The organism is Falsirhodobacter halotolerans, assembly GCF_022899245.1.
Taxonomy (GTDB): domain Bacteria; phylum Pseudomonadota; class Alphaproteobacteria; order Rhodobacterales; family Rhodobacteraceae; genus Falsirhodobacter; species Falsirhodobacter halotolerans.
Genome location: NZ_JALJAZ010000001.1, coordinates 1,877,894 through 1,890,000 on the forward strand (window position 1 = coordinate 1,877,894; position 12,107 = coordinate 1,890,000).

Sequence of the window (12,107 nt, forward strand, 5' to 3'; positions counted from 1 at the left end):
CGCAGCGTCGATGCCCGCGGGACCAGATCATCCGGAGGACGTCCGGTGAAAGCCAAGCCCTCCGCCGGTGGCCGAAGGGCGGCGTTCTCGGCGGATCGACGCCCCTCCTGACCGCGATCGGGAGCAAGGGTAATCTTCTGTTTCTTCGGGGGTTCGAAGGGGGAGCATCCCCCTCGCAAGATCTCAGTGTCCGGACCAAACCGCAGGTTTGTCCGGACACTGAGGAGCCTTGCTAAACCACGCCCCCCACAAGAATGCACTTTGCCAAAAGAATCACTTTATCATCCCAGAGCTTTCCCTCCCTCACGCGCGCGAGGGAGGCGGAGGGGAAAGGCGCGAAATGGATCACGACATCACAGGCCCGTGCGTTCAGACTTATCACGCGTTCAGACTGTCACGACATGTTCCGACGAAGGGCGATGGAGCACCCTCAACGGGGGTCGGTCAACTCAAGCCACTGAACCAGAGCGCGCCGGATCATTTCAGGGCGAGTCGGGAGATCGGCTTCGAGCTTCCGACGCTCATCCAAGAGGGCAATCATTTCATCAGGAAGACGAAGATTCACGGGACTCGTATCGACTCGAGGACGTCCGCGCTTTTTGCCCTCCATGTAATTATCCTCTTTATATTTGATTTAGTGGTTCTATATAATCGGACATGACCAGGGCTGCAACCCCAGCCATATCCTGATCACAAACATCTTTAGGGAGATGCCCATGACTGCCTTTACCCATACCGGTTTTCCTCTCCGTGGCCAAGACGGCGCGGCGTTTACGCACACGGCTGTCTCGCGGTCCTTTGCGGCGCTGATTGTCGCTATCCGCGCGCATGTTGAGGCCGAACGCGATCTGGAGCACGCGGGCAGCTGGGACCTCGCCTGCGACGCCTGGCTTCGCGACGCCGAGGCCGCGCGCGCGGCTGTCCTCACCTCCGTTGCCGACTTCCGCGCTCTTCCCGTGGACCGCCCCGAGGACCGGGTGCTGCGGCATGCGGCGGGCCTGATCGGTGCGCTGGTCGACTGCGACAGCCCCGAGGCCTTCGGACACTATCGCGCCCGGATTGTCGCCTGCGCGGGGCGCTTTGCCCCGGACGCCGGACCGCTCGCCCGGCGACTGTCCCGGATGATGGACGTCCTTCTCGATGTGATGACGGCAATGGCCGCCCTGCCCGATTACGACGACATGATTGACGCTGTGTCGGTGGACCCGGTGACGGATAGCATGGATGAGGACGACACGGGGCCGTTCGAGGTCCCGGCCGACATCCTCGATCCCCCCTTCGCGCGTGAGATGCCGGTGGCCTCTCCGGGAGTCGGGCCCCTCTGACCCCGACGGAGCGCAGCGGTCTCCGTCCCGCTGACGTCCATTGTCCGCCGGTTCAGGTCCAAATGTCGCCCCGGATCCGCCCCGATCGCATCATCCTGCGCGATCACCGCCGCTCCCGTATCGGGGTGGCGCCGGGGGGACCCGACGGCCCGCACAGGGTGACGCGACCGAAGCCGCCCTCTCCACCCGGTCCATTTGACGCTGCCCCCGCCCATCATCGCGGGGCGCGTCTCATCTCTTTCCAACTCCGTCACCCTCGATCCAGAGGAGGATATCCCATGTCCCTGCCCTCGCATCTGTTCGGACCCATGCCGTCCGACCCCGCCATTCCTGCCACGCGTCGTTCCTCCTCCGCCATCGATCCGTCCCGCGTCTCCGACCTCCCCATCCTGCGTAGGGTCATCCCTCCGCTCTGGCAGGCCATGGCCGCCAGCAAGGGCTTTGATATCCGCGCCCGGGTGCAGGATCGCACCCGCCTTCTTCTCGACTGCCGCACCTGCGGCGGGGTCATGGTCACGCGGGTCTTCACGGTGGTGAACGCGAAGCCGCAATGCCCCCATTGCCTCGCCGCCCGACGCAGCGCGCAGGCCGAGGCGGCGGGGGTGGTGTTCCTCGCCCCTCATCCCGAGCGGGTCGGCTACGGCGTCTTCCGCGCCCCCTGCGGGCATGAGCTGCACCGCCAGTTCGAGTTGATCGACCGCGTGGCACGTGGCGAGACGGGCTTGCGCTGCGGGACCTGTCTGGCCGACCGCGAGGCCGAGGACGCCCGCCGCATCGGCTGGGAACGGATCGGCCCTGACCCCTCTGCCCGAGGACCTGCTGGATACCGCCGCCTCTACCGCCACACCTGCGGCCATGTGCAGAGCATTCTCGCGGCGAACGTCGCGTGGGGCCAGTGCGATTGCGCCGGGTGCGGCGACACATGGACCGCCCGGCCGAGCCGGATCTATCTCTTCGACCTCCGGATCCCCGCCGCCCCGGGCCGGCCTTCCCGACACTGGATGAAGCTGGGCTATTCCGCGCATCCGGTGAAGCGCCACCGCCACCAGCTCGGGCTGCCGCCCGAGGCGGCGGTGAAGATCCTGCGGGTGGTGGAGATGCCGACGGGCCACGCCGCCCGCCGCGCCGAGGAGGCCGCACATCGTCGCCTGCGCCGCGCCCATCCCGAAGCGGTGGTGCCGCGCGTCGAGTTCGGGGACGCAATCAACGTCACGCGGGAGATTTACCACCCGACGATACTGCAAAGGCTGGAGGCGGAGATGGACCGCATTCAGCGTGAACGCGATGACGAAGCGGCAAAAGCGATATCCGTGCCAGCCTCTCCATAGGCTGGCACGGCAGCGCCCGGCCCGTGGCATTCCGCTCTACCCTCCCCCGGTCGACCCTCCTTCTCTCTGGCACAGGAGACATGCCGATGCCCCTGCCCCCCAACATCACCCCCGTGACTCATACCACCACTGATCGGCCCGTGCCGCGGGGGCTTATCCATGCCCTCGATCGGGGGGAGGCCCTTGGCGATCTTCTCCGGCTGATCGTCCTTGCCGCCGAGACCTTTGGCGATCCGGACGGTGCCGCCATCGCCCGCGCCGCCCTGATCGCCGGGGATCATCTCACCGAGATGCAGGCCGCTGTGGAACGCCATTTGGATGATCTTTCTGCCGCCTGACGGTGGGGTGGATTGCGGTCGGTTCGGGTTGTGGCTGCCACTCCGCCCCGCCTTCCCGTCAGTTCAAAATTGACCGTCAGAGACACATCGCTCGCTGCCCCTGTCCATGGACCATCCCAAATCCAAAGGAGCCCGCCCATGCCCAACCTCAATCGCATCTTCGCCGCTCCCGTCCCGACCTCGCCCGAGATTGCCCTGTCCGACCTGACCCTGCGGCTCACGCGCCGCCGCACTGCCCTGCAGCGGCGAACCCGCGATCGGGAGATGCACGATCTCGGTCTGACCGAGGAGGATATCGGCGTCATGATCGATCTCGACACGGCCCTCGCGATGGAGGGCGACGGCACGCTGCACGATCTCGCTACCTTTTACGCCGACACCGGCACCGATCCCCTGCAAGGATGTGCCAAAGCGTGGCACACCCGCCGGGCAGCCGAGGTCGACCGGCAGACCGCGCATCTCGAGGGGCGCGATGCGAAGATCATCCGGGCGGCCATCGGCAAGGGCCGCGTCGGCGGGGTCGTCTCCCGCGACCGCCTGCACGAGGTCTTGGCCGAACTTCACGCCCATGCCCCGTGGATGGCCCCGGCGGCCGCCGCGATCCAAAGGGTGATGGAGCATGCGACGGCCCATGGCCCGGCTCCCCTGCACACTCCGCCGCTGATCCTCGTCGGGCCTCCGGGCATCGGCAAAAGTGCCTGGGCGCGGGATGTCGCCCGCCGCTTCCACGTCCCCGCCATCGACATCGACATCGGAAGCACCAACGGCGCTGTCTTCGCGATCTCCGGCACGGAACGCGGATGGGGCAGCGCGGCCCCGGGCCGGGTCGTCTCCACCATCCTCGCCACGCAGGTGGTGAACCCGCTGGTGATCGTCGACGAACTGGACAAGCTGCCGCAGAATGTCTCCTCGACCCGAGGGGCCCTGCCCGGTGCGGCGGAGGTGCTGAAGTCTATGATCGAGCCAACAACGGCCAAGGCCTGGACCTGCCCCTATTACCGCATGCCCGTCAATCTGACCCGTGTCGCGTGGGTCATGACCACCAACAGCCTTTCCGGGATTCCCCTGCCGCTCCTCGACCGTTGCAAGGTAGTGACGATCAAGGACCCCACCCCCGCCGATCTGCACGCCGCGACCTGCCGCATGCTGTCCGACCGTGTGCCCGATCCGGACCTGCGCGCCGCCCTAGCCGAGGGCATCGCCACCCAGGTGCTCCGCCGTCGCCGCCAGGGATACCGCACCTCGCTGCGCCAGATCGCCCGCGCCGTTGCCCAGATCGAGGATCGCCCGCAGCGGGTGTGGGAGATATGATGCCACGCCGAGATGGTGGAGGGCCCGCCCGGGATCACATTTCCGCAAATGCGGAATTGGGCGGTTTCCGCAAATGTGGATGGCCGCAAACCCGCAAACCCGCAAACCCGCAAACCCGCAAACCCGCAAACCCGCAAACCCGCAAACCCGCAAACCCGCAAACCCGCAAACCCGCAAACCCGCAAACCCGCAAACCCGCAAACCCGCAAACCCGCAAACCCGCAAACCCGCAAACCCGCAAACCCGCAAACCCGCAAACCCGCAAACCCGCAAAGATGTGTGTGTAGGTCCGATCGGATGCAAGCCGCCATCTCCTCATGCACCCGGCGCCGAAGCCGCATATGCGATTTCGCGCATCAATGGACGAGGCGCTTGAGGCGCACGGAACTTCGCCGAACCCCTGATGCGCAACGAAGAACGACGTTCACCCCTCGTATGCAAATGTGCGTTTTTCTAAAATTGGTAAACCCGCAAAGCCGCAAATCATCTGGCGCATATGCGGCAAACCACATTTCCGCAAAAGCGCATTCGCGATCCCAAAGGCCCAATCAGGCATGCCTATGGCTTTGGGAAACGGGACTGGCGGGGAACGCAGCGCGGCATGTCCACCCTTGCGTCTTTCCGCAAATGCGGAATCTCACAATCCGGCGGGAGAAAGGAGCCGATCAACCACTGCCTGCGCCCTCGCCTCGGCCCCCGGTGCTGCATTTTCATATTTCCGCAATTGCGGAATCCCGCATTCCCCGGACGGGCATCGGTCAGCCCCTGCCTTGGCCAAGCGCCGCTTCGACCCGGGCCATCAGCTCGGCCAGCGACAAATCCAACGCCCGGGCGATGTCATGCAACGTGGTGATGCTCGCCTGATACTGCCCCTGCTCAAGCAAGATCACGTAACGCGTTGACATCCCGGCCCGGTCAGCAAGTTTCGCTTGGGTCAGGCCGGCCGCCAGCCGCGCCTCCCTCAGGACCGAGCCAAAGGACCCGACGATGGGAGGATGATCATTCTTGCCCGACGTCACGCGGTTGCCTCTTGAAGTATGGTGAAGCATGCTTCACATTGTATTCGATGCCCTAGCCTAGATGGAGGCCGATCATGCCGCAACCTCTGAACGGCGCGTCTTTCCGCGCCCGCCTCCGCGAGAGCTGGTCCCTGCCCCGCACGCCAAACGCCATCGCGCGCGATCTTATCGGGGGCGCGATCGGCTGTGCCATTCTGACGCTGCCCTTCTGGTCCCTCCTCATCGTTGTCTACGAGAACGACTATATCCATGATCTCCCTCTCGCCCCATGGATGGCGTTGCCGGTCATGGCCCTCTGGGCGATCGCGGCCGGTCTCTTTACGCTCTATGGTAACTACGGCGTGCTGCCTCGGATTGTCGTGCTTGTCATCTGGGCCGCGATCATCGTGGCCAAGGCCAATGTCCTGTTCTTCGTCGGCTTCCTGATCGCGGCGTCGGTGTTCACGGTCATTCTCCTGATGGCTGCGATTGCGGCTTACGGCGCGCTGCCAATCCTCGGCGTTGTTTTCTGGTTCGTCCTGCTGCTCTACGGCCCGATGGCGGTCGCGGGATGGGCCGCAGCACGCCATGTCCTGTCCGTTCGGCCGACCTGATCACCCCCGTTCCGATATCCCCGTCCCGATCCGGAGTTGTTCTCATGATCCGCACCCTCGCCCTCTCGGCGGCCCTCGCCGCCTCCACCTCTTTCGCCACGCCCTCCTTTGCCGAGACCTATGACAATCCCGACCGCGCCTGGTGGACCCGCTTTCTCGAGACCTTGAATGGAAGCACGCCCGATCTTGAGGCCGAAGCCCGCCAAGATCCGCGCTATCTCGGCAGTGATGAGTTCACCCGGACCGAGGTTCTGGCAGAGATCATCGCCGAGATGGAGGCGGCGCGGCAGGAGATCGACCCCGCGACGACCGTTGTCACCCTGCCGATGCGGGCATCCTTGGGCGATTACGATGCCACCTCGGGAGGCTTCCCCGTCTCTACCTTCCGGTCCGGCAGCTACCTGCAGGTCGGTGTCGGCAGCAGTCTCTACTTTGCCAATGCCGACGATGTGCGCATCTACCCCGCCGCGCTTGACGACGCCAAGGCCCTGCGCGCTCGGATCGGAACGCAGGACATCATCGCCCGGCTGACCCTGATCGACATCAGGCCCTCGACCAGCCGCCGGAACGCCTACGAGGCGCACGTGGCACGGGTGGATTACGAGACGACCGGCGGCGTGCCGCTGCTGACCGTCGAGGCCGATCCGGCCGCGACGGGAGGTGCGGACGACGCAGCGGGTGCGGAGGCCGTGGAGGCTGGTATCATCGCGGCCGCAGGTCTCCCGCCTCTCGGGTCGTCGTGGGAGGCGGCGATGGAGCAGTTCCGGGGCAGCGACTATTTCTACGTCGTCAGTAACGCGCAGTATGATCTCCCCGGCGGCTCGGCTCCGGTCTATGTTCGCAAGGACGGGGCGATCACCACCCTGATGGAGCCGCGTCCCACGGACGCCTTCACGGTCTACCTGCAGCCGGTCGAAGGGGACTGGGGTATCGATCGCGGCAGGTCCTTTTCCGTCATCGGCCTTACGGGGCAGGACGGTCTCGATACGACCGGCCTCGGTCCCGGCCTGAACTGCGGCACGCCGGGCGTTCTGGACCGCTGCGCCATGCTGCGGTTTGAGCCGTCCGACACAGGACACGTGCTGACCTCTGCCTGGGGCGTCCTCGAGATGCCGGGGGATCTGACCGCCGAGGGTGTTCTGTCCCGCTTTGGCGGTCCGTCCGCGTTCGACACGTCCGACACGGTGCTTGCCTACGACACCCGGGACATCGCCGCAGGGGACCGGACCGTGCATCGCGGCAGCAGTCTTGGCGTTCGGGCCACCCTCGCCACGGCCGGCGCGGCGCGCGATGAGCCGCCGCGTTACGACCCTCTCGAGATGACCTCCGGCGCCCGCGACAGGATCCGCCGCGCCGTCGAGGTCTATGCGGTCGAGGGCGCCGAGGGCCGCACGCCGGTCCTCTACACCCTGAGCCGCTGAGCCCGATCGACAGCCGGGCGTGCTCATGACGCCCGGCCCTTACCCGCCATATCGGAGGCCGCATGTCGCCTACATCCTCCAGCCCGCATCCGAATGGCGGCACCTCGGCCGAGGCCATTCGCCAGCTCGACCTCGCCGATCATCTCTCCCGCCTGTCGGACCTTCTGCATCTCGTGGCCGCCGCCGCCGACAGCCTGCCCCCACCCCACGGCGCGGCCATCGCGCGGGGAACGCAGATCGCCCTCGACGAGGTCGACGCCATCCGGGAGATGCTGGAGGACTAAGACCGGGAGTTCGATAAGACGCGCATGTTCCCCGAGACGGACACGCAGGCCTGCCGACCGTTGTTTTCCAGCTCGCACCGCTCTGCGCACCCACATCCGCGGACATACACATTTGCGCAAACCGCACATTTCCGCAAATGCGGATTTATGTATTTCTACATGAGAGCAATAGATTACGCATTTCGATCGCGCAAAAATCCTTAGGTTTTTTCGGATGTGCGGGATACGTGGAGTGTCATGACAGCGAGAAGGGTGATTCGCGCATGACACAATGGATGACCACGGTGCCGACGACCGACGCCTTCGAGGCCCGTCTGTCGCGGCACATCGACGATCTGACACGACGGATCAGTCCGGCACGGCGGGCGCGCCTGCGCTGGACCGAGCGGATGTCCCTTGTCCGCGCGATCGCCGCGCAGGGCCTGCATCGGAGAGAGGCGGAGGACGCGGGCGATCTTGTGACCCTTCGCAGCCTGACCCCGTCGCGATACCGGTTCGGGGACGCCCCGCATCCCGACCTTATGGCCCTGGTGCGCAGCCTCGCCCGTCAGGCCGCCGAAGCCGACCTCGCCGCGCAACGATCTGCCTCGGTCGCCGCCAACCTCGCCCCCAGCCAGGGAGACCCCGCATGACCCGTTCCCCCCTCCGCGCGGCGATCTACGCGCGCTATTCCTCGGACCTGCAGTCGGCGGCCTCGATCCAGGATCAGGTGCGGCTTTGCCAGAAGCTGTGCCAAGACAACGGCTGGGAGGTGGCGGAGGTCTTCGCCGACGAAGCAATGAGCGGAGCTTCCCATCTCCGCCCCGGCTTTCAGGATCTGCAGCAGGCGGCGATGAACGGCCACATCGACGTGGTGGTGGCCGAGGCGATGGACCGGCTGTCGCGGGATCAGGAGCACATCGCGGGCTTTCACAAGCGGATGGCGTATTATGGCGTGAAGATCATCACGAAGTCCGAGGGCGAGATCAACGAGATGCACATCGGCCTCGGCGGCACGATGTCGGCGCTGTTTCTGAAGCAGTTGGCGCAGAAGACCCATCGGGGTCTTGAGGGCCGAGTCCGTCAGGGCATGTCCGGAGGCGGCATCAGCTATGGCTACCGGGTGCGCAAGGGCTTCCATGCCGACGGGTCGGTCGTCACCGGCGAACGCGACATCGATCCGGAAGAAGCGGAGATCGTGCGCCGGATTTTTACGGATTACGACAGCGGCCTGTCGAGCCGCTCCATCGCCGCCGCCCTCAACGCGGAAGGCATCCCCGCCCCGCGCAGCGGCGGCAAGGGGGATGGCCGCTGGGGCTTCTCGACGATTTCCGGCAACTGGAAGCGTGGCACGGGGATCCTGAACAACGAGCTCTATATCGGGTTTCTGGTGTGGAACCGGCAGCGGTTCATCAAGGACCCCGACACCGGCAAGCGCCAGGCCCGCCTGAACCCCACGGACAGCTGGATCGTGACCGAGGTGCCCGAGCAGCGGATCATCGAGGATGATCTGTGGCAGCGGGTGAAGGCGCGGCAGACGGCCATCCGCGAGGAGATGAACCCGGCAGGCGTGCAGACCGAGCGCCCGCATCCCGAACGGGGCCGCCGCCCGGATTACCTGCTCTCGGGTCTGATCTGCTGCGACGCGACCTACACCCTGATCAACAAGACCCGGTATGGCTGCAGCGCGTCACGCAACAAGGGCGGCGCCGCCTGCACCAATCGCGCGACGATCGAGCGGGCGGAGGTCGAGGCCCGGGTTCTGGGCGGCCTGAAGGAGCGTCTTCTGCATCCCGAGCTGATCGTGGCCTTCGTCGAAGAATACCGCCGGGCGTTCAACGCAGCGGCGGGGAACCGGAGCGCCGACCGCACGAAGGCCGAGCGCGAACTGGCCCAGATCGACCGCAAGATCGCGGGGATCCTGTCGGCGATTGAGGATGGGATGTATCACCCGTCGATGAAGGCGAAGATGGAGGGACTAGAGGTCCGAAAGACGGAACTGACGCGGTCATTGGCCGAGACGCCCGAGCCCCCTGCCCTGCGTCTGCATCCGAGCCTCGGGTCTCGGTATCGGTCCGAGATCGCGCGTCTGTCGGAAGCACTTCAGGCGCCGGGAATGAAGCGCGAGGCGACGGAGATCTTGCGCGGCCTCATCTCCGAGGTTCGGATGATCCCGGAGGCCGGGGCACCTGGAGGCCACCGGATGGAACTGGTGGGCGATCTGGCGGGGATTCTGCGTCTGGCGGAAGACGGCGCGCTTCCCGGGCCCCAGGTCCGGGTTCAGGTAAAGGGCGGATCGTCCAAATGCCAAAAGCCCCGGCGTTTGGCCGGGGTTGGTTGTGACGATGAGTCGGAAACGATGGTTGCGGGAGTAGGATTTGAACCTACGACCTTCAGGTTATGAGCCTGACGAGCTACCGGGCTGCTCCATCCCGCGGGAGTTGCGCTTTTGTGGGAGCGCTACTTTTGTGTCGAGAGAGGGATTATCGTTTGAGAGTATGGGGTCTTTCTAGGTTTGGCGGTGACCTACTCTCCCACGTCTTGAGACGCAGTACCATTGGCGCGACGGCACTTAACGGCCGAGTTCGGGATGGGATCGGGTGTTTTGCTCGTGCTATGACCACCAAACCGAGGAAGACCCCGTCCCGGCATGTTTGCCGGGAGGGTTTTACAACATCAGGGATCGTTTTGATCCTGTGTTCAAGTCGTGGTTGCTTTTGGTCCGGCTTTTTCCGGATCAAATCAAGCCTATCGGGCAATTAGTACCAGTCAGCTGAATGCATTGCTGCACTTACACCTCTGGCCTATCGACGTGGTGGTCTTCCACGGCCCTCAAGGGAGACCTTGTTTTGAAGGGGGCTTCCCGCTTAGATGCCTTCAGCGGTTATCCTGTCCGAACATAGCTACCCAGCACTACCGTTGGCACGATAACTGGTCCACCAGTGGTTCGTTCACCCCGGTCCTCTCGTACTAGGGGCAACTCTTCTCAAGTCTCCTACACCCACGGCAGATAGGGACCGAACTGTCTCACGACGTTCTAAACCCAGCTCACGTACCTCTTTAAATGGCGAACAGCCATACCCTTGGGACCTGCTCCAGCCCCAGGATGAGATGAGCCGACATCGAGGTGCCAAACGATGCCGTCGATATGGACTCTTGGGCATCATCAGCCTGTTATCCCCAGAGTACCTTTTATCCGTTGAGCGATGGCCCTCCCACTTGGGACCACCGGATCACTATGGCCGACTTTCGTCTCTGCTCGACTTGTCAGTCTTGCAGTCAGGCTGGCTTCTGCCATTGCACTCAACGACCGATTTCCGACCGGTCTGAGCCAACCTTCGCGCGCCTCCGTTACACTTTAGGAGGCGACCGCCCCAGTCAAACTACCCACCACGCAGGGTCCCGGACCCGGATAACGGGCCGCGGTTAGACATCAAGAGTGCGAAGGGTGGTATCTCAAGGATGGCTCCACGAGGACTGGCGTCCCCGCTTCGATGCCTACCACCTATCCTGCACATCACAATCCTGATGCCAGTGCGAAGCTATAGTAAAGGTTCATGGGGTCTTTCCGTCTAACCGCGGGAAGTGTGCATCTTGACACACAGTTCAATTTCGCTGAGTCCACATCAGAGACAGCGGGGAGATCGTTACGCCATTCGTGCAGGTCGGAACTTACCCGACAAGGAATTTCGCTACCTTAGGACCGTTATAGTTACGGCCGCCGTTTACCGGGGCTTCAATTCGGAGCTTGCACCCCTCCTTTTAACCTTCCGGCACCGGGCAGGCGTCAGACCCTATACGTCGTCTTGCGACTTCGCAGAGCCCTGTGTTTTAAGTAAACAGTCGCCACCCCCTAGTTTGTGCCCCCCACCCACAGTTGCCTGCAAGTGGGGCCTCCTTCTCGCGAACTTACGGAGGCATTTTGCCGAGTTCCTTTGATGTGGTTCTCTCAAGCGCCTTGGTATTCTCTACCAGTCCACCTGTGTCGGTTTCGGGTACGGTCTTATAGAGAGGCTATTTCCAGGAACCCCTAAGCAGCTCACCCAATCCGATAAGGGCAAACTACACTCGGGATCCGTCACCATCTCACGGCCCAGGAATATTAACCTGGTTCCCATCGACTACGCCTTTCGGCCTCGCCTTAGGGGCCGGCTTACCCTGCTCAGATTAGCTTTAAGCAGGAACCCTTGGACTTTCGGCGACAGGGTCTCTCACCCTGTTTGTCGCTACTCATGTCAACATTCTCACTTCTGATCTCTCCACCGGATGCCTTCCGGCCCGGCTTCACAGACAGAACATTGTCTTCACTGCTTTGCGCTACCGCTACGCTACTTGAGCGCGGCGACCCGCTTAAACAGAACAGACAGCGTTCTATATCACAGAACGCTCCGCTACCACGCATATCGCTATGCATCCTGAGCTTCGGCTCGTGGCTTGAGCCCCGTTACATCTTCGCCGCAGGACAGCTTATCTAGACCAGTGAGCTGTTACGCTATCTTTAAAGGATGG

At 63.9% G+C, this 12,107-nt stretch carries 11 protein-coding genes, 1 tRNA gene, 2 rRNA genes and 1 pseudogene (1 of these 15 cut by a window edge); 9 read left to right on the top strand and 6 right to left on the bottom strand.

Going from position 1 to position 12,107, the window contains the following annotated elements; all coding sequences use genetic code 11:
• Nucleotides 1–430 precede the first annotated feature (430 nt).
• Nucleotides 431–610, bottom strand: a complete 180-nt coding sequence (locus MU449_RS15810; RefSeq protein ID WP_280517650.1) for a ribbon-helix-helix protein, CopG family — start codon at nucleotides 608–610, stop codon at nucleotides 431–433.
• Between the two features lie 106 nt (nucleotides 611–716).
• On the opposite strand from MU449_RS15810, the gene MU449_RS09780 reads away from it, so the two are divergent.
• The 4 genes from MU449_RS09780 to MU449_RS09795 all read left to right on the top strand — a co-directional run bounded on the left by MU449_RS09780 (nucleotide 717) and on the right by MU449_RS09795 (nucleotide 4,302).
• Complete coding sequence (locus MU449_RS09780) at nucleotides 717–1,325, top strand: hypothetical protein (RefSeq protein WP_244737841.1); 609 nt, start codon at nucleotides 717–719, stop codon at nucleotides 1,323–1,325.
• Nucleotides 1,326–1,603: 278 nt separating this feature from the next.
• Nucleotides 1,604–2,653, top strand: coding sequence for a hypothetical protein (locus MU449_RS09785; protein ID WP_244737843.1), 1,050 nt, complete (start codon nucleotides 1,604–1,606; stop codon nucleotides 2,651–2,653).
• Between the two features lie 86 nt (nucleotides 2,654–2,739).
• Nucleotides 2,740–2,991 carry a hypothetical protein gene (locus MU449_RS09790; RefSeq protein ID WP_244737846.1) on the top strand — a complete coding sequence of 84 codons (252 nt, stop codon included), beginning with the start codon at nucleotides 2,740–2,742 and terminating at the stop codon, nucleotides 2,989–2,991.
• Between the two features lie 138 nt (nucleotides 2,992–3,129).
• Nucleotides 3,130–4,302 (top strand): AAA family ATPase, encoded by a 1,173-nt coding sequence (locus tag MU449_RS09795; protein WP_244737852.1) that lies wholly within the window; start codon nucleotides 3,130–3,132, stop codon nucleotides 4,300–4,302.
• Nucleotides 4,303–5,060: 758 nt separating this feature from the next.
• Here the strand turns inward: MU449_RS09795 and MU449_RS09800 are convergent.
• Nucleotides 5,061–5,321 carry a helix-turn-helix domain-containing protein gene (locus MU449_RS09800; protein WP_244737855.1) on the bottom strand — a complete coding sequence of 87 codons (261 nt, stop codon included), beginning with the start codon at nucleotides 5,319–5,321 and terminating at the stop codon, nucleotides 5,061–5,063.
• 74 nt (nucleotides 5,322–5,395) lie between these two features.
• Between MU449_RS09800 and MU449_RS09805 the strand changes: the two genes are divergently transcribed.
• The 5 genes and pseudogenes from MU449_RS09805 to MU449_RS15870 all read left to right on the top strand — a co-directional run.
• On the top strand, nucleotides 5,396–5,914 hold the full coding sequence (locus MU449_RS09805; RefSeq protein ID WP_244737858.1) for a hypothetical protein: 519 nt from the start codon (nucleotides 5,396–5,398) through the stop codon (nucleotides 5,912–5,914).
• 44 nt (nucleotides 5,915–5,958) lie between these two features.
• Complete coding sequence (locus tag MU449_RS09810; RefSeq protein WP_244737860.1) at nucleotides 5,959–7,335, top strand: hypothetical protein; 1,377 nt, start codon at nucleotides 5,959–5,961, stop codon at nucleotides 7,333–7,335.
• A gap of 62 nt (nucleotides 7,336–7,397) precedes the next feature.
• The gene (locus tag MU449_RS09815) at nucleotides 7,398–7,619 is read left to right on the top strand and encodes a hypothetical protein (RefSeq protein ID WP_244737862.1); all 222 of its coding nucleotides are present in this window, start codon (nucleotides 7,398–7,400) and stop codon (nucleotides 7,617–7,619) included.
• Nucleotides 7,620–7,882: 263 nt separating this feature from the next.
• A complete protein-coding gene (locus tag MU449_RS09820; protein WP_244737864.1) occupies nucleotides 7,883–8,251 on the top strand; it encodes a hypothetical protein in 369 nt (122 codons plus the stop codon).
• Nucleotides 8,248–9,072, top strand: a pseudogene (locus tag MU449_RS15870) (recombinase family protein); the annotation flags it as partial. The gene MU449_RS09820 and the pseudogene MU449_RS15870, both read left to right, overlap by 4 nt.
• Nucleotides 9,073–9,288: 216 nt before the next feature.
• Here the strand turns inward: MU449_RS15870 and MU449_RS15875 are convergent.
• From MU449_RS15875 to MU449_RS09845, 4 genes are all read right to left on the bottom strand, one after another.
• Nucleotides 9,289–9,549 carry a hypothetical protein gene (locus MU449_RS15875; protein WP_244737866.1) on the bottom strand — a complete coding sequence of 87 codons (261 nt, stop codon included), beginning with the start codon at nucleotides 9,547–9,549 and terminating at the stop codon, nucleotides 9,289–9,291.
• Between the two features lie 409 nt (nucleotides 9,550–9,958).
• Nucleotides 9,959–10,035: transfer RNA gene (locus MU449_RS09835), tRNA-Met, on the bottom strand.
• 76 nt (nucleotides 10,036–10,111) lie between these two features.
• Nucleotides 10,112–10,226 (bottom strand): 5S ribosomal RNA (gene rrf, locus MU449_RS09840).
• A gap of 110 nt (nucleotides 10,227–10,336) precedes the next feature.
• A 23S ribosomal RNA gene (locus MU449_RS09845) occupies nucleotides 10,337–12,107 on the bottom strand (it continues 1,093 nt past the right edge of the window).